Origin of the sequence: Robertmurraya sp. (genome assembly GCF_036676585.1) — a bacterium.
GTDB lineage: Bacteria > Bacillota > Bacilli > Bacillales > Cytobacillaceae > Robertmurraya_A.
The window spans coordinates 1-24,239 of record NZ_JAKFCQ010000189.1; the positions used below are offsets into that span (position 1 = coordinate 1).

The window sequence follows — 24,239 nt, forward strand, 5'->3', positions numbered from 1 at the left end:
GTGGTCACATGTGTAGCCGTTTCAAAGATTCCTCCTTGGTCAATGGCGACATCAACAATGACAGAGCCTTCTTCCATAAGTCGAACCATTTCTTCTGTTACTAGTTTAGGAGCTTTCATACCAGGAAGAAGAACGGCACCAATGACTAAGTCCGAATCCGCGGCCGCTTGGCCAATCGTATATGGATTCGACATAAGTGTCGTAATAGACGATCCAAAGATATCGTCTAATTCTCTTAATCTTGCTGCACTAACATCTAGGATCGATACCTTCGCACCTAGACCAATAGCAATTTTAGCTGCATTTGTTCCAACAACCCCTCCACCGATGATCGTGACTTTGCCACGATTTACACCAGGTACACCACCGAGCAGGATCCCTTTTCCACCTTTGCCTTTTTCTAAGTAGGAGGCCCCAATTTGAGCAGCCATTCTTCCTGCTACCTCGCTCATTGGTGTTAATAATGGCAAGCTGCGATCGGACAGTTGAACGGTTTCGTAGGAGATGGCTACTACCTTTTTCTGAATGAGAGCTTCTGTTAAAGTGAAATTGGCAGCTAAGTGCAAATAGGTGAAAAGAATTAATCCTTCATAAAAATAAGCATATTCACTTGGAATGGGTTCTTTTACTTTGATAACCATTTCGCATGCCCAAGCTTCAGCGGCTGTTTCAACGATACATGCTCCCGCTTCTATATACTCTTCATCAATGAACCCTGAAGCCAATCCGGCTCCCTTTTCTACGAAAACATGATGACCTTTTGTGCTTAATTGTAGGACGCCAGCAGGTGTAAGAGCAACGCGGTTCTCTTGGCTTTTGATCTCTTTTGGTACTCCGATTTTCATAGCATTCTTCCTTTCTGGTTACTTTGGAAAACGCACGATGCTCTAAGTTTATTTGACGAGCTCCTCTAGTTCAGTAGTGACAGTTGTAAACAAGAAGTCGAGATCTTCCTCTTTAATGGATAATGGGGGAGATATGGTAAGAACGTTATTAAATCCAGCTACGGTTGCCCCGTTCTTACCAATTATGAGTCCTTTTTTCTTACAGCCAGCAATCACTTGGTTTACTAAATCCACATCTAATGGTTCCTTAGTGGCTTTATCCTTTACGAGTTCAATTCCTATTAGTAAGCCTTTTCCACGAACATCCCCTACGAACGGATGGTTACGTAAGCTTATATTCAATCTCTCCTTTAGTTGATCACCTAAATTCTTGGAACGATCAAACAGTTTCTCCGTCTCCATGATCTCTAGGTTTTTTAATGCCAGAGCACAAGCAGCCGGATTGCCACCGAATGTATTGACATGGCGGAAGTAATCGTATTCTTCACTGCCTTTAAAAGCTTCATAGATTTCCTTTTTGACAGCTGTTGCCGATAATGGAAGATAGGCGCTTGTGATCCCTTTTGCCATCGTAACAATATCAGGCTTCACTCCGTAATTCATGAAGCCGAATGCTTTCCCTGTACGACCAAATCCGCAAATCACTTCATCAACAATTAATAGAGCGCCGTGTTTTTCACAAGCTTCCTTAACACCCTTCATATAGTTATCAGGCGGAATGAGGATGCCTCCACCGGTAATGATCGGTTCCATGATGACTCCAGCAATCGTTTCACTGAGCTCCCATGTCATCACTCGCTCGATATCTTTGACAGAGTCGAGCTCTGATGCTGGACTGCCCAATTGATCGTTTGAGCGATAAGAGTCAGGTGGCGCTACATGAACGAATCCTGGAGCTAGTGGTTCATATTTAAACTTTCGCTGTGCCTGCCCGGTTGCAGCAAGAGACCCCATCGTGTTACCATGGTAGGCTCGATAACGAGAGATGAATTTATATCGTGAGTGGTTCCCTTTTTGCTGATGATATTGTCTAGCGATTTTAAAGGCTGTTTCATTCGCTTCTGAACCGCTATTCGAAAAAAAGATCACGTATTCGTCGCCCAAAAGTTCATTAAGCTTTTCAGCTAATTGAATCGCAGGTGTATGGCTTTGGGTGAGTGGGAAATAAGCCATTTTCTTTAGCTGATCATATGCAGCATCGGCGAGCTCTGTCCGACCATATCCTACATTGACACACCAAAGACCAGCCATTCCATCCAAAAAGCGATTTCCATCATGATCTGTTACCCAAGAGCCTTCTGCTTTTTCAGCAATCATCGTACCGTTTGGATTGTACGGTTTCATGGAGTGCCATACAAAGTCTTTATCTTTTGTTAGAAAATCTTCTCCTTGCTTCATTTGAGCCATAGCAAATTCCCCTTTCTCACCCTGTTATGTTTTAATAGTCGAAACGGGATGTAATCATTTTCTTTCTTGTAAAGAAATTGACGCCATCCTTTCCATTTACATGTAGATCTCCATAAAAGGAGTCCTTCCAGCCGGAAAATGGGAAAAAGGCCATAGTTGCAGGTACACCAACATTGATCCCAAGCATGCCAGCATCTGCTTCTTCTCGGAATTGACGAATAGCAGCTGCGTCCTTTGTGTAAATGGTTGCTCCATTTCCATAACGGGACTTGCGAATAAATGATAAAGCTTCATTCAGGTCCTTTGCCCGTAATAGGCTTAAAACTGGGGCAAATATTTCATCCTTTGCTATTTTCATATCAGGAGTAACATGGTCGAAAATAGTTGGTCCAAGAAAACTGCCTTCCTTATGCTGTTCCATCTCTGGTCGACCGTCGCGAACGAGAGTGGCCCCTTCTTTTACGCCGATATCAATGTACTGTAAGACCTTCTCGCGGTGAGAATCACGGATAACAGGTGTTAGTAATACCTCTTCATCAAGACCATTTCCTATTAGTAATTCGTCTGCCTTTTCCCTAAGTGCAGCTACAAACTCTTCTCCATCACCAACAACAACGACTGCACTACATGCCATACATCTTTGGCCTGCACTTCCATAAGCAGAGCTAATAATATGAGAAACGGCTTTTTCAAGATTGGCATCAGGCATGACGACATGATGATTTTTAGCACCGGATAATGCCTGCACTCTTTTACCTTGTGCTGCTGAACGCTCGTATACATACTTTGCAACCGGCTGTGAACCAACGAAGGAAATAGCCTTTACATCTTCATGTTCGATCAGCCCATTCACTACATCATGTGCTCCATGAACAATATTAAGCACTCCTTTAGGAGCTCCGGCTTGAGTAAATAATTCAACTAGTTCACTTGCTAAAAGAGGTGTTCGTTCCGACGGTTTTAGTACAAAGGTATTTCCACAGGCAATCGCAAGTGGGAACATCCAAAGTGGAACCATCATTGGGAAATTAAATGGTGTAATTCCACCCACTACCCCTAACGGATAACGATACATTTCGGAATCAATATCTTCAGCAATATTGGATAACGTTTCACCCATCATTAATGTAGGAGCTCCCGCGGCAAACTCGACACATTCAATTCCTCGTTGTACCTCTCCATATGCTTCCTTATACGCTTTGCCATTTTCTTTTACGACTAACTGAGCTAGTTTTTCATGATTTTCTGTTAATAAATAATGATATTTATATAGAATCCTTGCTCTCTTTGGAACGGGAGTATTTTTCCACGTTTGAAAAGCAATGTTTGCTGCTTTTACTGCTTGGTCAACGTCCTCTTTAGAAGAAAGGGGAACGGTTGCGATCACCTCTGAGGTTGCAGGATTTAGCACTTCCAATGAATCTGAACTACAAGCCTCTACCCATTCCCCATTAATATAGTTTTTGAGTTTTACCGTATGCTTTTTGATTACTGTCATTCGTGCATCCCCCTTTTAAATGATTAGTTATCTTCTAGTATTATTATCAAGGATATGCTGCCTTTGTGGCATTAGACGTTTTGTCAAAAAATGCTTGTGTTAAACTTTACATTTTGCCTTCATTGGAGAATAACTGGGGCACTCCTTTCTCCTTCTTCAACTGGGAAGAAAGAAGGAATTCGTGAGACAGAATCATGAACTCAATCGCAAGCCTTTTTTCATGATGTAAAAAGTCCTCACCAAGTAGCTTTTCTAATTTTTCAATACGATGGTAGAGCGTTTGGCGAACGATAAATAATCGCTTAGCTGTTTCCTGCTTGGACCCGTTACAGGCTAGATACGTTTTTAACGTTTCTAATAACTTGCCATTGTACATATCGTCATAGGTTAGAACGGGCTCGAGATACTCCATGACAATTTCTTGTAGATTAATATGTTTATTTAATAAGGAAATAAGGCGGAAAATATGCAGATCATCGTAAAAATGACTTTGAGAAGGTACGGTTAAGCGGTCTTGGATGCGGATCGTTTCTAAGGAGGTTAAATAGCTTTCATGAACATGGGATAATTGTGTAACAAATTTTCCTACTCCGAGTACAAAGGGACTTGTTTGGTTGGCCATTTTTATATCCGATTTTTCTAAACGTTGAATCCCTTCCTTCATCCGGGCCTTCCATGTTGATGTGTTTCGTTCGTTAACGAAGATAAAAGTAATTGTATGCTTTTTTTCAATTGAAAAGAGTGTAAATCCTTGAGGTTCAAAAAAAGCACGAACGTATAAATTAAAATAGGTAATATCAAGCATGGAAAAGTCTGAGATTGCTTCTAACTTAAATTGACAAACAAATGCTCCTTTCGGTTTAATCTTTGGGAAATGATAGGCCAAATAGTCATGAATAGCATCTTCACTATGCTCCCCATCGAGCCAACCTGTGAGCCATTCAGATTCCTCAATCCTCTTTTTCTCTTCTACGTATAGTTGTCTTAAAAGGAGTTGCGCCAGTGCAGTTGCTGTTCGATCGAGTATTAAGTGATCAAATTCTGTAAGAGTGCGGTTTTCCGCAATTAGATATAATTCTGCATATGTATCTCCTAATATATTAATCGGAACTTTTGTCATTGTTTGAGGGGCGAGGTCGGTACCTTGATTTCGCTCACTATGAATCATGTGTATAAATTTCTTTTTTTCACTTGCTTTTACATCCGGTGGAAATTGTATTTCTTGATTGTTAAAGACGATCATCACTTGAATCTGTAAGTATTCCTTTGTAAACTGCAGGATTTCCTTTGTATGGCCAAACGTAAGTAGTTTTTTGTTTAGTTCCTGTGTGTAGCTTTCGAGCTCAGATATCATTTGATATTGTCGATTGATTAAGAGGGCATGAATATCTTGAGTGATTTCCACGAAGGGTACTTCATTGTGAAAAATGAGTAATGGAAATTGGTGCAGGTTGCAAAGCTCAATAACTTCATTAGGTATATGCGTGGTGTATGTACCAAGCTCAATGCATAATCCAGAAGCGTGTACTTCAATTAATTGCTCCACTACGGATAAGAATAACTCGTTATTGTCATGTAATAAGGCACAAGTGGATAAAATAAATTCCCCTCCACGCAAAAGGTTGCGAATATTGGTTACTTCTACAATATGTACCCACTTTACTGGACGAATAAGTCCCTCTTCCCCTGCAAGAATTTCAATATCTTCAAAATGATTTCTTTGTAACAAATCTCCTACAGTAATATACGATTTCAAGGAACAGCCCCCTTCCAATTCAACTGGTAAAAACGTGAGTCACGCAGACGGTGTCTGTGTGACTCGCGTTTGTGTTAAGCTCCTTTTTGCTGTTTTATGATCATCACTGAGAAATACTTACGCCCTTCGGCTGTAGCGACATGTAAGGTGACGGTTTCTTTTTCTTCAGATTGTTCGTTTACAAAGTCAACAAAGGATCCGCTTAATGTTTCGGTGACACTTTTTATCGTAAATCCTTTTTGAATGAAAAAATCAATCTTATCTCTTTCTTGAAGATATTGATGGTATTCAGACATGAGGTGTCCCCCTTTTATACTTGTGTGTTAATCGGCTCTGTTACAAGAACAGATTCTTCTCCTGTTTCTATATCCCAATCACGTCCAACGGTAATACCAAGGTATTTTTCGTCGCTAGGATCCACGAGTTCAGCTTGCTCATATTTATTAAACCACCAATACTTGGCTAAGAAATAGTAAATAATGGCCCCTACCAAGAATCCAACAATAAAGGAATAGGTTGATAAATAGTATGCGGCTGCGCCACCAATAATCCATGAAATCATTCCAGCAAGATTGACCCCATTCATGTATTTGAACTGACCATCTGCTTCGTACAGGTCTGCTACGTTAACTCGTCTTTTGCGAATCACATAATAATCGGTAAATAATATGCCAACGATGGCTGATAAAACCCCACCAATCACGAGTAGAGCAGGAACAATCACTCCAAATAAGCTCCATGGCTGAACGACAATCCCAATCACACCTGCGATAATTACTCCAACCCAGAACGGAACTTTTGGACCGCCAACATTCGAGAAAATCGTAGCTGCTGGAATAACATTTGCTGATGTATTGGTTGACCATTGTGCTAAAACGATCATAAGGAGAAGAATACCTAGAATAAAGCCAGTAGCTGCTTCTTGTAGAGCGACGACCGGGTCATAATTTAAAACGGCAATATAGGACACTGCGCCGATAATGACCATAAACGTGTTTGTAATCGGCATGGCTATGATATTTCCAAAAATTTGAGCTTTATTTCGTTTAAACCAATTTCTTTCGTTTTTAGGAGCTTTGATAAAACGGGATAAAGAAGGCATATCCGCGGCAAGAGTAGCCCAAAAGCCCATATTTGCCATAACAACAACCATAAATGCGGTTAATGCAGCACCACCTGTCACCGGACTTTCCACCCAAGTCCAAACGTCTCTACCTTGCTCAATAGCTTTGTCAGATAGGGATGAATACATCCATGCAGAGATAATAATGATGATCGGAGCGGCCAGATCGGCGAAGCGTTCAATCGCTTTAATCCCTAAGGCGGTGTTCACAAGTTGAACAGTAGCAAACAATACGAAGCAAATAAACCAATTATCAAATTGAAAAAGTGCATTTAGTATTCCATTCATTGCGGTTGCACCAAAGTACGTATTAATTCCAAACCAACAAGCAGCGGTTACTCCACGAACGATGGAAGGGATATGAGTACCGATGGTTCCAAACGGTGCTCTCATATAGACGGGGAAGGATAATCCATGTTCGATTCCAATGTCTCCAATAATTGTCATAAAGATTCCGATTGCGACTGAACCTATGATCGTTGCTACAATTACCCAGCCAAGAGGCAGACTCTGTACACCAGAGCCACCAATCGCAAATGCTGCTAAAACGACTGCCATCCCTACCCAAATAATTGAAAAGCCTAATGATCCAATTTTCTTATCGCTGTGGGAAATGGGAAGTAAATCTGGAGACTTTAAATAACCACTACTTTTTTTCATGAAACCACTCCTTTTCTAGTTTTAATATATAAAATTTTCTGGTAATGAAACTCACAGAAAATTTATATCCTTCCCATTTGCATTCTTTGTTTTAAATTGGTACGGATTTGTTTTCAGTTTCTAGCGTTTTTCCGTACCTTGCTCGTTTAATGTATTGTCCACCACCAATCTTTCCGACAAAGGTTTTGTCACGGATTACAAATTCTCCTCTTGAGAGAACTGACACGGGTTCACCAACTACCTCCATTCCTTCGAAGGCATTGTAATCAACCGCCATATGGTGCGATTTTGCTGAGATCGTCCGCTCAACATTCGGATCAAATATGACAATATCAGCATCTGTACCAATCGCTATGGTTCCCTTTTTCGGATAAAGACCAAAAAGCTTTGCAACCTTCGTTGAAGTGATATCTACAAACTGGTTTAAAGAGATTCTTCCTTTTTTCACACCTTCGGAAAACAAGATGGATAATCGGTCCTCGATGATAGGACCTCCATTTGGGATTTTTGAAAAGTCTCCCTTACCAAGACTTTTTTGGCCATCAAAATCAAAGGAGCATTGATCGGAACCTAGGGTTTGCAGCTCACCTGTTTTGAGAGCATTCCATAATACATCTTGGTTCCATTTTTCACGCAATGGCGGTGACCACACGTATTTGGCTCCCTCAAAATTTGGTTTTTCGAGATAGGACTGATCAAGAACTAAGTATTGTGGACAAGTTTCTCCCCAAATATCAATTCCTTTTGAGCGAGCTTCTGCTATTTTCTTAGCTGCCTCTGCACAAGAAACATGCACGACGTACAGTTGCGACTCAGCTAGCCCTGTTAAAGTCGCGGCTCTTCCAGTTGCTTCCCCCTCTACCTCCGGTGGTCGGGTTAAAGCATGGTAAATAGGGTCTGTCTGATTCAACTCAAGTGCTTTCTTTGTTAAGAAGTCAATTACATCCCCATTTTCGGCATGCACCATCACGAGCGCTCCATGCTCCTTTGCCGCTAACAAGGTACGGAATAAGGTCTCATCATCCGCTTGGAATACATTTTTGTATGCCATAAACACTTTAAAGGACGTGATCCCCTCCTCCGTCATGATTGTTGGTAGCTCTTCTAGTACTTGGTCATTAATTTCACCGATCATTAGATGGAAGCTGTAGTCAATAACCGCTTTTTCTTTCGATTTATCGTGCCACACTTTTATCGCATTTTTTAATGGTTCACCCTTATTAGTCAAACAAAAATCGATAACGGTAGTTGTTCCACCAAATGCTGCAGCGATTGTCCCTGTTTCGAAATCGTCCTTTGTTACCGTGCCGCCAAAGGGCATATCTAAATGGGTATGGGGGTCGATTCCACCAGGAAATACGAATTTCCCAATTGCATCAATCACCTCCGCATCGTTCGATGGGAGGTTCTCACCTATTTGACGAATTGTTCCATTTTCAATTAGAATGTCTGCTTGAAACGTATCTGTCGCCGTTACGATCGTTCCGTTTTTTATTACTTTCTTCAAGTCCGTTTCCCCCTTTAAAGAATTATCTTTTTATAATGTCAACATTGCATGCGATGGCACCTAGCGCGGCTTGCCTTTCGTTCCAAGTCATTGGCGGGAGTTCATTTGGTAGCTCAACCATGTCGATCGCACCGTCGACAGGACAAACTATCGAGCACAAATTACAGCCTACACAATCTTCTTCTCGTACGCGCAAAATACTCTCCCCGTTGGCTCCTTTTAACCTATCAATGCATTGGTGAGATGTGTCCTCACAGGCGATATGACATTTATTGCAATTGATACACACATCGTTATTAATTCTCGCAACGATTTTATAATTAAGGTCAAGATTTCCCCAATCAGAATATTTAGGTACAGATTTCCCCACGATATCCATGACCGAAGCGATTCCTTTGTCATCTAGATAATTGTTTAGGCCTTCAATCATATCCTCAACGATACGAAAGCCGTGATGCATCGCAGCTGTACACACTTGTACGCCTGTCGCTCCCATCAACAAAAATTCCACGGTATCTCTCCAATTTGAGATCCCGCCTATTCCAGATATCGGAACATTGATATGAGGATTTCTCGCACATTCGCCGACCATATTTAAGGCGATTGGTTTTACTGCGGGTCCGCAATATCCGCCGTGCGCCCCTCTACCTGCAACATGAGGAATGGTGTTCCAAGTATCAATATCGACACCAGCTAAGCTATTGATGGTATTAATCATGCTGATGGCATCTGCACCGCCCCTTGTTGCTGCCTCAGCTGTAACGGTGATATCGGTAATGTTCGGAGTGAGCTTAACAATGACGGGTGTTTGTGCAACTTCCTTCACCCAATACGTTTGTTTTTCGACTAGCTCAGGTACTTGGCCAGAGGCTGAACCCATTCCTCTTTCAGCCATTCCGTGTGGGCAACCAAAATTGAGTTCTAACCCATCTACCCCTATGGCTTCTACCTTCTTGACAATTTCATGCCATTTTTCTTGTTTTGGCTCCACCATGAGTGAAGCAATGATCGCATGATTAGGGAATTTTTTTTTCGTTTCCGCAATTTCCTTCAGATTCACTTCAAGAGGTCGATCGGTGATCAGTTCAATATTGTTAAATCCCGCCACCCTTTGTCCGTTAAAGCTAACCGCTGCAAAGCGAGATGAAACATTCAAAATCGGTTCTCCTAGCGTTTTCCAAACAGCACCACCCCATCCCGCCTCAAAAGCTCTCTGAACTTGATATCCAGAGTTTGTCGGGGGAGCTGAAGCGAGCCAGAAAGGATTCGGTGATTGAATTCCTGCCAAGTTGATACGTAAATCTGCCATCATCATACCTCCTTGAATTGATTAGCCCTTGATTAGGCGGTTTCAGATACGGTTTTGGTAATCATTTGGTGGATGGCGTGGGCAGTTTTCTTTCCTTGTTGTGCTGCGGAAACTACCATCGCTTCTCCTTGTCCTTTTCCGAAAATTACATCTCCACAAGCAAATACCTTTTTGTTGGAAGTTTGGTATGTGTTTTGGTTAATTGTAACGACGCCACCATCATGCTCGAGGTTCATCTCTTCGATGAGATTTACGTATCTAGACTGGCCAATCGCTTTTATAACAGCATCCACCTCTAATTGGAATTCAGAGCCTTTTATCGGAACAGGCTTCCTTCGACCATCCTCACCAGCTTCGGTTAGTTCCATTTTGATACATTCAATTGCTTTTACGTTCCCAAGTTCATCTCCAATAATTCTGACAGGGGCGGTTAACCATCTGAACTCGACTCCATCCTGCTTGGCAAATTCATATTCAAAGTCATACGCCGTCATTTCCTCTAGCGTTCTTCTGTATAAGATCTTTACATTTTCTGCTCCGAGGCGAACAGAGCAAGTAGCGCCGTCAATTGCTGTATTACCGGCACCGATAACAACAACTTTTTTACCGAGGAACTCATCTGTAATAGGACTTGTTTTCGTTTGTTTTACAAACTCAATCGCATCATATACCCCTTGTAAATCTTCTCCCCCAATCCCTATATTAGGTACACTGGACATGCCAATGGCTAATATAACAACATCATAGTTTTCGAGAATTTCTTGGACAGAGATGTCAACGCCAACCTTTGTGTTTGTCTGAATTTTTACATCGACACTTTCCACTTGTTTGACTTCCCAAAACGATACTTCCTTTGGCAGTCGGAACGAAACGATTCCGTACGTATTCAGACCGCCAGCATGTTCAGCTGCTTCAAAAATCGTTACGTCATAGCCGAGGATACCGAGCTCTCTCGCCGCTGATAATCCGGCAGGTCCACCACCGATTATGGCAACCGAAGTATCGTTTTTCTTACCAGCTTTAAAAAGGATTTGGTTATTTTTCATTGCCCAATCTGTTGCATATCGTTGTAGGTTTCCAATCATAATTGGTTTAGTAGAATGGTTGAGTACACATGCCCCTTCACATAATTCTTCTGTTGGGCAGACACGGGAGCAGCTTGCACCAATTGGATTGGCTGACATGATGGTGGTTGCGGAACCTTTTATATTTCCTGAGGCTATTTTCTTAATGAAGGTTGGGATATCAATCCCTGTTGGACAGGCTGTAATACAAGGTGCATCATAGCAATAAAGGCAGCGATTTGCTTCCTCTACCGCCTCTCGATTGGAAAGGCCAGGATGAACCTCCTGAAAGTTAGCAGCTATATGATCGTAGGAAATTCTCGATTGTTTTACCGTACTCAAATGTAAATACCCCCTCTAAGCTTTTCATTTTTACACTATGCTTTCTAAATTGAGGTCATTTTCTCATACGTTTCCGGACGTCTATCACGGTAAAACTGCCAAACATCTCTTACTTCACGAATCATTTTTTTATCCATTACTCCAATGATTACTTCATCTTTGTCTCGGCTACCCATGGACACAAAGCTTCCTCTTGGATCAACGAGGTAAGATTGGCCATAAAATTCGCCCATATTCCACGGACCTTCGTAGCCAACACGATTGATTGCGGCCACGTAATAACCGTTGGCAACTGCATGTGCAGGCTGTTCAAGCTTCCACAAGTATTCGGAGGTACCAGAAACTGTGGCGGAAGGGTTAAACACTATTTCGGCTCCATTAAGACCTAGTACTCGAGCACCTTCTGGAAAATGTCGGTCATAACAAATGTACACTCCGACTTTTGCAAATGCGGTATCAAATACGGGGTATCCTAGATTTCCAGGCTTGAAATAGTATTTCTCCCAAAAGCCATACCCCTGATCACCTACAGCTACATGCGGGATATGGTGTTTGCGATATTTTCCTAAATAAGAGCCGTCCGCATCAATAACCGCTGCTGTATTATAATAGGTGGCAATCCCCTCACGCTCATAGATTGGCAGAATAATTACGACTCCAAGTTCCTTAGCAAGCTCCTGAAATAGCTTTGTTGTGGGGCCATTAGGGATTTCTTCTGCCGCATCATACCATTTTGTATTTTGCTCAGAACAAAAGTAGGGACCGTAAAAGATTTCTTGCAAGCAAACAATTTGTGCTCCTTTTACCTTTGCTTCACGAACGAGATTAATATGTTTTTCAATTGCTTTTTGTTTATGAACTTCAACGGGTTCTTTTCCATCTACATCGTTGCTAGCTTGAATTAATCCGATGGTTACTTGATCTGCCATTCTCTTATTTCCCCCTAATCCGAAATAATTCTGTTCTATTTTTTTGAAAATAAAAAAACCAATGAATCATAGCAGCCTTTTATTTTCATGCACATCTTGTACATTATATTTCTTGTAAATGGACAGTATCCCTCCTGTTTTTATATTAAATGCAGAAAAATCTAAACTTTTAATTAATTTTACATTTGCTTGTTTTCCATCGCATGATACATTATGTAAAATCCTTTTAGCCAATGGCTAGTCATTTTGTCAATTATGACTGGTAGGTTGTGAGATATTCTGACGAGAAGTTCTAGGGAGTTACTAGAGTAAGTTTTTTGCAAGAAGATCATTTGGCATTGTGGAGTATAGAAAGAAAAAAATCATACATATCGTTCTGCAGAGTGTGTAAAATTATGTAACAAAAATGGAATTAAGCCCATTATAATACTTACAACCTAGTGACCGAGAACTGTTTTGTTAGATATCATAACGTGCTTTTTGTTATCAAATAAAAAAACCACTTCCTTATGAGAAGCGGTTTTGTAACTGTCCATCTCAGGCGGACAAATCCCTATGTTTTGTCCACGAAGGGTGCCTGTCACCAGCTTAGCGGTTGGCGAGTGCTTTGGCGAGGGTGGATACGATTTTGACTTTATTGAAATTGAGACCGAGTTGGACCGAAGTTTGGGCGATTTCTGGGCGCAAGCCAGAAAGAACGGTTTTCACACCGATTAAATCGAGTGCTTCGATTAGCTGAAATAACTTGTGGGCAACCATGGTGTCAATCATTACGACCCCAGAAAGGTCAATAAACAACACGGTTATTCCCTTTGAGGAACATTGCAACAAAGTATTCTCGATAATAAACCTCGATCGATTTGTATCTATTTCTCCTATTAATGGTAACAGTGCTGCGTTATTATCGATAGCAATAACGGGAGAGGCTAATTCATTAATTAATTCCTGCTGTGCACGTAGGCGGGTCTCAGTATATTCATTTAATTCCTCAACAAATCGTAACATTACCAGCTTAAAGGCTTTAATGATCATACGATTCCATACATCTATAGAATGTCTGTCATATGTCCCCTCATGGATGGTGGAAAACTCTTGAAGAAAATCAAGATACTGATCTTGTACTCTAAAAAATTCTCGCAATGTAAAATGGTAGGGTGTTTGAAAATGTGGTTCATCCTTAACAATTTCTAGTATCCATGTTTGAATATCCTGTGTGAATTGCTCTTCATCTTTAATAAATATTTCGCAAAGCTGCAAGTGAAAACGATAGTTTTGCTGTTTTAAGTTTTCAATGACTACTGGATCATTGGAAGAATACACGCCGGCAGGATCGCTCTTATCCAACGAAGCATACCAGTCCTCTGTTAGCTGCCAAGATTTATCAAGTAAAAACTGATGGAGCTCTTTATTCCTATGCATTCATTTTCCCCCTATGTAATCGTGAAAGTAGCATCATACGAAAAGATGCTACTTCTTATAACCACACTCGCTTGTTTTCAACTCGTCTTGTGATTCCGTTCTCATCTAATCGCTCTAGAAAAGGAATCATGTATTTCCTAGACAATCCGAGTACTTCCTTTGCTTTGCCTACATCAAACTCATTTTCTGTTTCAGTTTGAAGCCTTTTCACAGCTTCTGTAAAAACCTCTCCATGATAGTAATAGAATTCGTCAAGAGGAATAATCATTTTTCGATCGATCCAATATCTCTTAACGTCCTCGACTAAGGCTTCTGGAATTCCTGCCTCTTTTATGTAGTCATGTAAATATTTTACTTGAAGACCATCTCTTTTTAAATCATTTAATAGGTTGTCTGTACGTTTTTTCCAACTTGACGGAACATGTGGTGTAAAGGTGCTTAAGGAAACAAATTGTCCCTTTCGTTGAAACAGTTTCGTAGCAGACCCCTGTTCTATTACATACTCTACTAACGACTTCGGATACCATTTTATTAAACCTTGTAACAGCTCAGCTTTATTTACCCCATTGCGTAGCGGGAAATGGTTATGGTAATCATTTAATCGGTCGAATAATTCTTCCTCAACATCTTTTATGATTTCTTGTAAGGTGTATTCCTTGCTACTGTAAGGGATAAATTCTTCCCCAACAAGGGCAAGAGAAACTTCCTCCTTATCGAGAGAGGTCCGCTTAATGAGTTCATCGATTGACAAACTTTTTGCCTCCATTAACGCGGCAGTTAAGCGTTCGGTTGGTGATCCTTCTTTCTTTTTCGCGAGCTCTTCAATCGTTTGATGCCCGAAACGGTACTTCTCACCTTTAGGATCGATGACCCATCCCCCGCCGATCGTTTCCTGTGGGCTAGGTCTGCGTAAAATAAAACGATCTCCTCGCTTTGTGACGATTTCCTCCTCAAGTCTTAATTGACAAAGAATTTCTCCACTGTCTTCTTTCAGTTCATTACGATCAAAAAACACGATTCTACCCATCACTTCGGCCGTTCCTATATGACATTTAATCGGCATTCTCTGTTTTACCAGATGCTCAAGATTTTCTACCATTTGAATGGAAACGTCAATTGTACGAGTGATATTAAAATGCTCGGATGATACAAGTACATTGCCCCGTTCAATTTCCTCCTTGGTAACGTTTGATATATTTATCGCCGCTCTTTGACCGGCGAACGCTTGTTTAGCTGGTTGGTGGTGTACTTGAAGCTGCCTTGCTCTTACCTCAATTCCTTGAGGCATAATTGTAAGAAGTTGACCTTCCTCTACAGCTCCTTCATACACGGTTCCTCTAACAACGGTTCCCTGCCCTTTTACGGTAAATACTTGGTCGATTGGTAAGCGAAAGGGTCCTTTCATATCACGAACGTCTTGTTGTTCTAATGTTTGTATAATTCGTGATTTAAGCTCATCAATTCCTTTATGTGAAAGGCTATCAACAAGGACGTAAGGTGAGTTTTCAAAGACCGTTCCACTTAATTCTTCATAAATATCATCTTTCACTAGTTCTGAAAATTCCTCGTCCACCTTGTCCATTTTGGTAATTGCAACAATACCTGACTTAATTCCCAAAAATCCAAGTATGTCTAAATGCTCCTTTGTTTGTGGCATAACCCCTTCATCTGCTGCGACAACAAGGACGACCAAATCGATACCTGCCACTCCAGCAATCATTTGCCTAATAAATCGCTCATGTCCTGGAACATCTATCACTGATATTTGTATATTTTCATCTTCATATAAGGGGGCAAACCCTAGTTCTATGGAAATTTGCCGTTCCTTTTCTTCTTTTAAACGATCGGTATCAACATTGGTCAGTGCCTTCGTGAGTGTTGTTTTTCCGTGGTCAATATGACCAGCCATGCCTATTGTAAAATATCGTTTTTCCATGTTTGCACCTACTTTAATGTTCTCAACTCTTTTACTTTATCTTTAAAATGTTAATTGCTCAACCTTTTTGGTGTACAGGATAGCCCTTGACGAATAAAATTACAAAGCAACCATATTCCTCCTATAAACCAAATAACCAGGAGTAAAGGTAACTTTACTCCTGGTTATGGTTAATTAATAAATTGAAAATAAGTGGTACTTCCGCTTTGGCTAGCAACTACCTCTAATCGAGCATCAATTCGTTCCTTTAGCTCAGGTACGTGCGAAATGATCCCAACTAGACGTCCGCTACTTTGAATGTCAATCAGTGCCTCAATCGCTTGGTCAAGAGATTCAGGGTCTAACGTACCGAATCCTTCATCAATAAACATCGTTTCTAGGGAAACCCCACCCGCATAATTCTGGACAACATCAGCTAGTCCAAGTGCTAAAGAGAGGGAAGCTTTAAAGCTCTCTCCACCAGATAATGTTTTTACGTGACGTTCTTGCCCTGTATACGAATCAACGACGAGGAGCTCAAGTCCGCTCTGCGTGTTCCCTTTTGATTTATCCATTTTTCGAAGAAGTTGGAATCTTCCGCTCGTCATTTTGAGCAATCGTCCATTCGCTTCTCTTAAAATGTCATCTAAAAAAGAACCGAGGACGTATCTCTCAAATGTAATTCGTAGATTATTGTTCCCTTTTGAAATATCCGCAAGATTACCAATCATTTTGTATTGTTCTTCAAATTGCTTCATTTCTTTGTTCAAGGAATGAATTCTTTCTAATATTTGTTCGTTTTCTCGCTTTTTAAAGCTTAAGTCACTCTTTTGACCATCAATATCCTTAATTTCCTGTGTCATTACTTCAATGAGGTCAGTTAATTCCTGAATATTAGGGATCGGTACATCCTTTAACAGTGCTTCTAACTCTGTGTAGCGATCGGTTACCGAGCGAAGTGACTCACGATAGTTTGAAATCTCTGCTTCCATTTGTTGAAGTTCCACTTCGGACCGCTTCGCTGTTTCATATTGCTTATAGTTTTGAAAGCCCTGTTGTTCCAGTTTTTCCTTAAACACTTCTCGCTCCACTTGAAGCTCGGCTTGCTTCGTCTCTTTTGACTGATGGACCGACTGAAGCTGTCCTTCGATTGTGGAAAGGGAAACTTTAGAATTTTGTAGTGCTAACTGAGCCTGTTCGAGCTTGGTGTTGAGTTCGAGTAACTTGCTTTGCTGACGATTAACTTCTTTCTCGAACCGATCTACTGAACGAAGTGCTTCAGGAATCGTTTCTTGTAGTCTAGTAAAATGACTGTTTTTTTCAACGAACGAGAGTCTAGCTTCCTGGTAGGATTCGTCTAGCTGTTTGGCCTTTAGAGTCCATTCCGTCTTTGACGTTTCTAGTTTCTTTAGGCCCTCCACGATAGCTTCTAGCTGTTCAAGACCTGATTGTAATTTAAGTTGCTCTGCCTCGACATCTCTTTTCTTACTTATGATGGTCTCTTTAAAAGTAGAAAGTTCCTCAATCAAAAAGTCAGGCTTACTTGCTTTTAAAGACTCTAGTGTTTGAGAGACTAAGAGTGTGGAGGCTTCCACACTCGATTGTAACTTGTAACTTTGAGACTGTCCTTCGTTTCTCTCTTTCTCTAGTACTTCGAGCTGTTGTTTAGCAGCCTTCAAATCGGCTTCATTTGGAATCGCTTTATCCTCCTGATGGGTCGGTTTTGGATGATGTTCTGACCCACAGACAGGACAAGGAGCACCGTCTTGAAGCTTGCTGGCTAGTATGGAAGCTTGTCCATGCATCCAGCTGTTTTCTAGTTCTTCAACGAGAGATTTGGAATCCAAGTAGCGAGCAGTTGTCCGCTCAAACTCCGCTTTTTTTCGATTGAATTTCTCTTCTAGAATCAACAAGCTTTCCCTCTGTTTTTCTAGAGTAGAAATTAAATCTGCTTCACGCTTTAACTCGTCAAGTAGGTTTTTGTTTTCTAGAAAAACAAGTTTGCTTGCATCTATTTCTTCTTTTTTCTCTGTGAATAATCGAAGACGATGGTCAATTTCTGTTCCCTTTTTTTCGGCTGCTACCTTGTCCTCTTCAAGCTTTTTCCATTGTAGTTGAAGGTCGCGAATTTCAGCTTCCAGCCTTGCATAAGAGTGTACATCTTCCTTTAATGACCTTAGTTTGTGAATACCTTCCTCTAATGCTTTTCTTTCCGGTTCTTTCTCTTTTTCTGCTTGCCATGCTTCTTCTAGTTTTTGCACTTGATCCAACAACATCTTTTGCTTTAATTGCAGGTCGTTCGCTTGAGCTTCATAAGTGGTCAGTTCTTTTTTTAACCTAGCACATAATTGCTCTTGCTGTAGCAACAATATCGCTTTTTTTCCTAATTCTACGTCATCCCTTTTTTTCTCAAACAATTCCTTTTGGTTTTCAAGGTGGAGCTTTTTCTGAAGTGCTGTCTCCTTTGCTTCGAACTGTTTAATAAGTGCTTCTGCATCATATAGCTTTTTTTGTTCTACTTGACGCAGCTGATCTCTTTCCATAATTTCCTTTTCAAATAAAGAGATTTGCTCTGCCATTGCTTGAATTTCTTCTATTAATGCCGGAACAATGACAAGATCATTTGTGCTGCCCGCTTCCATATACTCTTTCAAATTCTCTGTAAACAAGGCGTGAATTTTTCGAATCGCAAGGTTACGGTCAGCAAGCTGTTGTTCTACTGCTGCTTTTAAAGAAGCTGCTTCTTCTTTTAACTTTTCCTCAATTCTCTTATACAGCTGCGTATGGAATAAGCGTTGTAGGATCGCTTCTTTTTCCTTGCTGTCCGAGGTTAATAGCTTTCTAAATTCGCCTTGAGGAATCATAATGATTTGGCGGAACTGATTGCTGTCAATCAGCATGATTTGTTTGATTTTTTCATCCACATCACGAACATTCGATGCAATGATTTGCTTCGTTCCATCCTCATCGTATACATACAACTCTGCTTTTGCGCCGATAGAGGTAACCCCATCACCACGCGACTTTTTCTTTTCCTGTTGAGGAGAACGACTAATCTCATACGTTTTGCCACGAAGACGAAATTCTAATGATACCTCTGTTAGTGTATCGTTATCGGCAAATTGGCTACGAAGCTCTGGTCCATTCCGATCTTCACCACTCGCTTTTCCATAGATCGCATAGCTAATTCCGTCAAAAATGGTTGTTTTCCCTGATCCGGTTTTTCCGGAGATAACAAACATTGTTCGGTTTCCAAGCTCGGAAAAGTCAATCACCTCTGTGCGAGAGTAAGGTCCAAATGCCTGCATCGTAAGCTTCAAAGGTCTCATGTTATTGTTCCTCCTTTAAGACACTCTCGATGACCCCTGCCATAATTCTTTTCTTTTCAGGCGAGAATTCTTCTGAAGTCATTTCTTTATAAAACTGTTCAAACAGATCGAGTTCCGATTTTCTTTCCTGTCCGATCACAGTGAGTAATTTCTTTTCTTTCATATCCTTTAGCACGGTCTGTCTTTCTAAGTGAAGAACATTTGGATAGACATGGCGAAGCTTTCCGATTGGATCAAGTAATGCCCCTTCGTCTAGTAACGTAATACTTAAATAATCATCGACCTTTTGTTTTTCGTAAAAGCTCGTATCCAATAGTTCATCTAAGTATCCAACGAGTTCACGCATGTCCTGTTTTGGTGTTAACGAACGGTAACGAAGTGTAAAATCACCTTTTTCATCCATTTCTACGATCTGAATGGATTTCTTTTGCTTTGCTTCTGAGAAGGAATATTTTAATAGAGAACCAGAATAGAAGATTCTATCATGCTTAATTGCATCAGGACTGTGCAAATGACCTAACGCTGTATAATGAAATGGAGAAAATAAATCCTGAGTGACACACCCGGATCCTCCAACAGATAAGGAACGTTCTGAATCCGTCGACTCTCCCCCTAATACGAAGGCATGGCCGACGAATACATTTGGTGTGTTCGGGTCTAACTGCTCCTCTATTTTTCCAATGATTCTCTTCATTGCTTCCTGATGGCTATGAATGCTGTCCTCATTTAATAATTGTCGAATAATGCCAGGCTCTGCATAGGGGACACAGTAAAAGTTCACCCCATTAATTTGAACAGGTTGAAAATTCGCTTCTGGCTTACCTGTTAAGTATAATTGGCTATTTCGATACCAGGAGGTTCCAAAGGATAAACGTTCGGCACTATCATGATTCCCAGCTATGGCTACGACAGGTATGTTTAGTCCTACATTGATTTCGAACAATACTTGGTCGAGCAGCTCAACCGCTTCTGTTGGTGGAACAGAGCGATCGTAAAGGTCTCCTGCAATCACAACCGCATCCGGCTGTTCCTCAGCAACCACTTGAATAAATTGATTTAATACTTCTTTCTGGTCGTCCGTCATATATATACCGTGGACAAGCTTTCCTAAATGCCAGTCCGCTGTATGAATAAATTTCAAACCTTCCACCTCGTTTGTTTAGTATATTTCCCTATTATAACAGAACGTGCATTCGTTTTTCTTTACATATTTTTGTAAGTTCATCTTTTCAGTAAAATAAAAAAGCAGCTTAACCGCAAGTGGTTAAACTGCTTGAAAGGTTATAGGATTTATTTTTTTGTTACGTTAGCAGCTTGAGGTCCACGTGCACCTTCTACTACTTCAAAAGTTACTTCTTGACCTTCTTCTAATGTTTTGAAGCCTTCAGCTTGGATGGCAGAGTAATGAACGAATACGTCGTTACCGTCTTCAGCTTCGATAAAACCGAAACCTTTTTCAGCATTGAACCATTTTACTTTTCCGTTTTTCATCTCAAAATCCCCCTAATGGCTGTTAAAGCCATGCCTTAAATTTACCATTTACAACGTATAGCATTTGCAAACATTACGCATCCAAACGTGGAACAAAGAAGTACAAAAACTCTAACACGGTGCAGAACGGTTACCCTAAATTTAGCATCATCGCCTATTTCTGTCAATAAAATCTGACCTGTATTGTCTATAAAATTTAGAAAGTTAAGAAAATTAACGCTAAGTGAATTCACGAATTCGGTCAGGTAGACTTTGGATGGATTGAACGACTGCATCTAACTTTGCTTCTACTCGATGAAGCAAATATAAAGTCACTACAATCGGAAATCCAACATCACTAATGAACGCGATAAGCTGTTCCACTAGCCTCAGCTCCTTTCTTTTTGAATATGAAGGTGTAGTTGTTCTTTATCCCTTGTAACCTTCTACCTTCTATATATTATCGATCTACTGATTTGGACAGGCATAGAAATAATAATTTTTCATTTAGAGGACATGAATGCAAACCAACACCGACAAGCCTTCATATCATGTTAGTAGCATAATTAGGAGGTGAGAAAATGGATTTAGCATCCTTTTTAAATGAAAATTACTATATGCTTGTCCCAGCTCTCTGGGTACTTGGATTTGCACTTAAACGTACACCTAGCGTACCGAACTGGTCGATCATTTGGGTCTTATTAGGATTCTCCCTTGTATTTGGAGTAATTGCTTGGGGTTTTTCCTACACAGGGGTAATTAACGCGATCATCGCAGCGGGAATAGCCGTACTGGGCCACCAAATGGTCAAACAAACGATCAAAAAGGGTGACTGACACCCTTCGTGGACAAATGTGGGGGAAGTGTTTTTTTAGGGTGTCTGACACCGCTCGTGGACAGAAATGCTGTTTTTGTCCGTCTGAGGTGGACAGTTGCGTGATGGATTTTTTCATTATGGGTTTTATTTAAATTTGTTAGGGTATATAAGGAATGGAATAACAAGATTTTATTCCCATCCACTCCCCCCAGGATGAGATATGGATAGGCTGCTTGACATGCGGAGGCAAAAATCCTTTTTCAATGAAAAAAGCCACCCATTTAGGCGGCCCTTTTATTTGATTAGAACGATACGAGAATCCATTCGTCCTGAATAAATACGCTATATCCGGTGTAGTTCTCACCTTCTACACTAATCGTTTCCCCTGTCGATGCGACTTTTCGTATATCGTCCACGATAGGACCTACTAAGTTAAACTCTCCGGTTTTTTCAAAAATGCGAACCAATAATTCTACTTTTGTCATTGGAACAGCTTTAATTCCGGTAGACATCTGAAATAGAACTTCCCCATTCTTTACCATCGCAAAAACATCGCTATTTGGAATGGCATAAAAACCTGCCCCTAATTCACTCGCTACATTTATATAAACAGAAAATTTTTCATCTGTAACTTTCTCATATGTTGATCCAAACAACTCGATTGAATCCGGAACAAGAGCTTCTTCCCCTTTGCTCACGACCTCCGTGGTTTCTTCAGCTGGTTCTGAAACAACCGCTACCACTTCCATTACCTCTACCTCTTCGGAAGCAACTAAAAAAGCCGACTCATGATCAATTGTTTTTCCTAGGGAGACATCTGCTCTTTTTGGAACATCATGGCTTACACTTGGTGATGATCCCTGATTGGCTGTAACATTTGCATCAACATCTAAAAAACGTGAAAAACTAACAACAATAATAACGAAGAGCAGTGATAAAACGGTAAAAACTCTCTTTTTCAAATGACTCCCCCCTAAAAATAACTCCATACCTATTAGACGATTTCGAAGATAAAAAGTTTCAGATTTTGGTAAAAATATTACAAGCCTATTACAATTTTTAAAAACATGAAACAAATGCCCTATCACACCCGTAAAACATACAAAATCGACGAAAGGAGCTTACTAATGGGAAACATTTTTATCTTTTCACTTCTTGCAGGGATTATTTCGAGCATTCTACTTATCCCTTTATCTAAAATGACAAAAGAAACGAAGGTAACGGGTATAGCGGTGGCGTTTACAACGATTCTTGTTTTGATTGTGTTCGGCTTCTTTTATCTCACAAAAATTGATCAAAACATCAGCACTCTTTGGGCTTTAATACTATTGGTGTCAGTTGGAGGAACAATCGTTTCAAAAGGAATGGAGCGAAAGTTGAAAGGAATCATCTCCCTCGGAGCACTTGGCATTGGAATTTATTTTTTATCTGCCTTTGTGTTCAATGCCGATGAGAAGTATGAGCTTTCCAAAATGGACGAAAAGGTGGAGATCCCGGCCTTTGATGAAAGTGTGACTCCAGCGAGTGTTCCTCCCCAATTTGCTAGAAATAAAATGAGAAAGGCTTTTGGACAGGTTCCCAATACGAGTTACTATGAACTCGGAAATTTACAAATACAGAAAGTAAATGGACAATTTGTCTATATTGCTCCTGTTGAGTTCTCAGGCTTTTTCAAGTGGTTTAAGGGCGAGGAAACACCGGGTTATTTTACCTTAAGTGCAACAGATTCCTCAGCGAATCCTAAATTTGTTCAATCAAGTATGAAGTACACTCCATCTTCGTATTTTCAAAAGAACCTAGAACGTCATATTCGTCTTAACTATCCAAAGAACATATTCTACGGTGATGTGCAGCTTGAAATAGATGATGATGGAAAACCTTATTTTATTCGAACGTATGGAAGTTTTGTCACGGCGCGAAACGGTTTTAAAGCGGAAGGAATCGTTCTTGTCGATCCCTCCACTGGAAAAACAGAAGCGTTTGATCTAGAGTCAGCACCAGCGTTTCTTGATGGGTCTGTCTCACCTGAAGCTGTGAGTTTACAAAATAGTTATTATGGCAATTTTGTACATGGTTTTTGGAATAGCTTATTTGGAAAATCAGATGTGAAGTTGCCTTCCGATGAAGGTACGGAGGCCAATGTAAGCCCAATTTTTGATGAGAATGGTGTGATGTACTACTTTACTGATTTTACGAGTCCGAAAGAAGGAGTAGATTCCATGCTTGGGTACTCGTTAACAAATGCTCGGACCGGAAAAGCCACCTTTTACACTGGAAATTTAGAGGAATCGTATATGGATTCTCGAGGTGCTCTTGAAATTATCGATAAGAAATTTATCGAGAAAAAATGGGATGGAGAAATGCCTGTTCTCTACAATTTCTATGGAGAAGCAAGCTGGCTCACTCCTGTTCTTGATTCCAATGGTTTTCTTCAAAATTATTTTATCGTTTCAGCAGCAAATCCTGAAATATCATCGTATGCAGAAACTCCTAATGATGCGCTAAAAAAATACAAGGTAGCTCTACAACGAGAAGGTAGCACATTAAATGGAACCTCAAAGGCAGAAGAAATGAAAACGAGTGGTGAAGTGCTTCGAGTTTATAAGGAGCGAATTGGAGATTATACGGTTGTATCCTTCCTGCTTAACAATCAACAGAATTATACTGTATCGTCAGAAAATAACCCTCTAGCGATCTACTTAGAGCGTGGAGACAAAGTATCTATCACGTATTTGGATTCTGGTGAGGACTTTCTACCAGTGAAAAAGCTATCAATTGATAATATTGAATAAAAATCGAGGACGAACCGACTTGGTTCGTCCTTTTGATGTCCAATATTAACAAGGTAG

The 24,239-nt window shown here is 40.5% G+C and carries 19 protein-coding genes; 2 read left to right on the top strand and 17 right to left on the bottom strand.

The genetic code is table 11. From position 1 onward, the window contains the following. The 16 genes from ald to ACGLXV_RS23545 all read right to left on the bottom strand — a co-directional run. Window positions 1–845, bottom strand: an 845-nt coding sequence (ald, locus tag ACGLXV_RS23470) for an alanine dehydrogenase (RefSeq protein ID WP_391560520.1), incomplete at its 3' end; no start/stop codon positions are given. Between the two features lie 48 nt (window positions 846–893). Next, window positions 894–2,252, bottom strand: coding sequence for an aspartate aminotransferase family protein (locus tag ACGLXV_RS23475; RefSeq protein ID WP_391560521.1), 1,359 nt, complete (start codon window positions 2,250–2,252; stop codon window positions 894–896). 31 nt (window positions 2,253–2,283) lie between these two features. Beyond that, complete coding sequence (locus ACGLXV_RS23480; RefSeq protein ID WP_391560522.1) at window positions 2,284–3,750, bottom strand: CoA-acylating methylmalonate-semialdehyde dehydrogenase; 1,467 nt, start codon at window positions 3,748–3,750, stop codon at window positions 2,284–2,286. Window positions 3,751–3,856: 106 nt separating this feature from the next. Next, window positions 3,857–5,506, bottom strand: coding sequence for a PucR family transcriptional regulator (locus ACGLXV_RS23485; RefSeq protein WP_391560523.1), 1,650 nt, complete (start codon window positions 5,504–5,506; stop codon window positions 3,857–3,859). Between the two features lie 74 nt (window positions 5,507–5,580). Further along, a complete protein-coding gene (locus tag ACGLXV_RS23490; protein WP_119708452.1) occupies window positions 5,581–5,802 on the bottom strand; it encodes a hypothetical protein in 222 nt (73 codons plus the stop codon). A gap of 14 nt (window positions 5,803–5,816) precedes the next feature. Next, window positions 5,817–7,289, bottom strand: a complete 1,473-nt coding sequence (locus tag ACGLXV_RS23495; RefSeq protein ID WP_119708451.1) for an NCS1 family transporter — start codon at window positions 7,287–7,289, stop codon at window positions 5,817–5,819. 91 nt (window positions 7,290–7,380) lie between these two features. Further along, window positions 7,381–8,796 (bottom strand): dihydropyrimidinase, encoded by a 1,416-nt coding sequence (gene hydA / locus ACGLXV_RS23500; protein ID WP_391560524.1) that lies wholly within the window; start codon window positions 8,794–8,796, stop codon window positions 7,381–7,383. 22 nt (window positions 8,797–8,818) lie between these two features. Continuing rightward, the gene (gene preA / locus ACGLXV_RS23505) at window positions 8,819–10,105 is read right to left on the bottom strand and encodes an NAD-dependent dihydropyrimidine dehydrogenase subunit PreA (protein ID WP_391560525.1); all 1,287 of its coding nucleotides are present in this window, start codon (window positions 10,103–10,105) and stop codon (window positions 8,819–8,821) included. A 32-nt stretch (window positions 10,106–10,137) separates the two neighbouring features. After that, a complete protein-coding gene (locus ACGLXV_RS23510) occupies window positions 10,138–11,511 on the bottom strand; it encodes an NAD(P)-dependent oxidoreductase (RefSeq protein ID WP_391560526.1) in 1,374 nt (457 codons plus the stop codon). A 44-nt stretch (window positions 11,512–11,555) separates the two neighbouring features. Further along, a complete protein-coding gene (locus tag ACGLXV_RS23515; RefSeq protein ID WP_391560527.1) occupies window positions 11,556–12,440 on the bottom strand; it encodes a nitrilase-related carbon-nitrogen hydrolase in 885 nt (294 codons plus the stop codon). Between the two features lie 588 nt (window positions 12,441–13,028). Beyond that, window positions 13,029–13,859 carry an STAS domain-containing protein gene (locus ACGLXV_RS23520; protein ID WP_391560528.1) on the bottom strand — a complete coding sequence of 277 codons (831 nt, stop codon included), beginning with the start codon at window positions 13,857–13,859 and terminating at the stop codon, window positions 13,029–13,031. Window positions 13,860–13,914: 55 nt separating this feature from the next. Then, complete coding sequence (selB, locus tag ACGLXV_RS23525) at window positions 13,915–15,795, bottom strand: selenocysteine-specific translation elongation factor (RefSeq protein ID WP_391560529.1); 1,881 nt, start codon at window positions 15,793–15,795, stop codon at window positions 13,915–13,917. 170 nt (window positions 15,796–15,965) lie between these two features. Beyond that, window positions 15,966–19,103 carry an AAA family ATPase gene (locus ACGLXV_RS23530; RefSeq protein ID WP_391560530.1) on the bottom strand — a complete coding sequence of 1,046 codons (3,138 nt, stop codon included), beginning with the start codon at window positions 19,101–19,103 and terminating at the stop codon, window positions 15,966–15,968. 1 nt (window position 19,104) lies between these two features. Then, entirely contained in the window at window positions 19,105–20,244 is a 1,140-nt protein-coding gene (locus tag ACGLXV_RS23535; RefSeq protein ID WP_391560531.1) for an exonuclease SbcCD subunit D, read from the bottom strand. A 149-nt stretch (window positions 20,245–20,393) separates the two neighbouring features. Continuing rightward, complete coding sequence (locus ACGLXV_RS23540; RefSeq protein WP_119708443.1) at window positions 20,394–20,594, bottom strand: cold-shock protein; 201 nt, start codon at window positions 20,592–20,594, stop codon at window positions 20,394–20,396. A gap of 219 nt (window positions 20,595–20,813) precedes the next feature. Continuing rightward, entirely contained in the window at window positions 20,814–20,957 is a 144-nt protein-coding gene (locus tag ACGLXV_RS23545; RefSeq protein WP_119708442.1) for a YvrJ family protein, read from the bottom strand. A gap of 197 nt (window positions 20,958–21,154) precedes the next feature. On the opposite strand from ACGLXV_RS23545, the gene ACGLXV_RS23550 reads away from it, so the two are divergent. Further along, window positions 21,155–21,409 carry a phage holin family protein gene (locus ACGLXV_RS23550; RefSeq protein ID WP_391560532.1) on the top strand — a complete coding sequence of 85 codons (255 nt, stop codon included), beginning with the start codon at window positions 21,155–21,157 and terminating at the stop codon, window positions 21,407–21,409. A gap of 283 nt (window positions 21,410–21,692) precedes the next feature. On the opposite strand, the gene ACGLXV_RS23555 is transcribed toward ACGLXV_RS23550, so the two are convergent. Continuing rightward, complete coding sequence (locus ACGLXV_RS23555; RefSeq protein ID WP_391560533.1) at window positions 21,693–22,352, bottom strand: hypothetical protein; 660 nt, start codon at window positions 22,350–22,352, stop codon at window positions 21,693–21,695. A 165-nt stretch (window positions 22,353–22,517) separates the two neighbouring features. On the opposite strand from ACGLXV_RS23555, the gene ACGLXV_RS23560 reads away from it, so the two are divergent. Further along, on the top strand, window positions 22,518–24,182 hold the full coding sequence (locus ACGLXV_RS23560) for a hypothetical protein (RefSeq protein ID WP_391560534.1): 1,665 nt from the start codon (window positions 22,518–22,520) through the stop codon (window positions 24,180–24,182). The last annotated feature ends 57 nt before the right edge of the window (window positions 24,183–24,239 follow it).

Bases quoted from the DNA above. Each gene is read 5' to 3' on its own strand.
- ACGLXV_RS23560 (WP_391560534.1), top strand. From the start codon at position 22,518: ATGGGAAACATTTTTATCTTTTCACTTCTTGCAGGGATTATTTCGAGC.
- preA (WP_391560525.1), bottom strand. From the start codon at position 10,105: ATGGCAGATTTACGTATCAACTTGGCAGGAATTCAATCACCGAATCCT.
- ACGLXV_RS23495 (WP_119708451.1), bottom strand. From the start codon at position 7,289: ATGAAAAAAAGTAGTGGTTATTTAAAGTCTCCAGATTTACTTCCCATT.
- ACGLXV_RS23515 (WP_391560527.1), bottom strand. From the start codon at position 12,440: ATGGCAGATCAAGTAACCATCGGATTAATTCAAGCTAGCAACGATGTA.
- ACGLXV_RS23490 (WP_119708452.1), bottom strand. From the start codon at position 5,802: ATGTCTGAATACCATCAATATCTTCAAGAAAGAGATAAGATTGATTTT.
- selB (WP_391560529.1), bottom strand. From the start codon at position 15,795: ATGGAAAAACGATATTTTACAATAGGCATGGCTGGTCATATTGACCAC.
- ACGLXV_RS23480 (WP_391560522.1), bottom strand. From the start codon at position 3,750: ATGACAGTAATCAAAAAGCATACGGTAAAACTCAAAAACTATATTAAT.
- ACGLXV_RS23540 (WP_119708443.1), bottom strand. From the start codon at position 20,594: ATGAAAAACGGAAAAGTAAAATGGTTCAATGCTGAAAAAGGTTTCGGT.
- ACGLXV_RS23530 (WP_391560530.1), bottom strand. From the start codon at position 19,103: ATGAGACCTTTGAAGCTTACGATGCAGGCATTTGGACCTTACTCTCGC.
- ACGLXV_RS23520 (WP_391560528.1), bottom strand. From the start codon at position 13,859: ATGCATAGGAATAAAGAGCTCCATCAGTTTTTACTTGATAAATCTTGG.
- ACGLXV_RS23550 (WP_391560532.1), top strand. From the start codon at position 21,155: ATGGATTTAGCATCCTTTTTAAATGAAAATTACTATATGCTTGTCCCA.
- ACGLXV_RS23475 (WP_391560521.1), bottom strand. From the start codon at position 2,252: ATGGCTCAAATGAAGCAAGGAGAAGATTTTCTAACAAAAGATAAAGAC.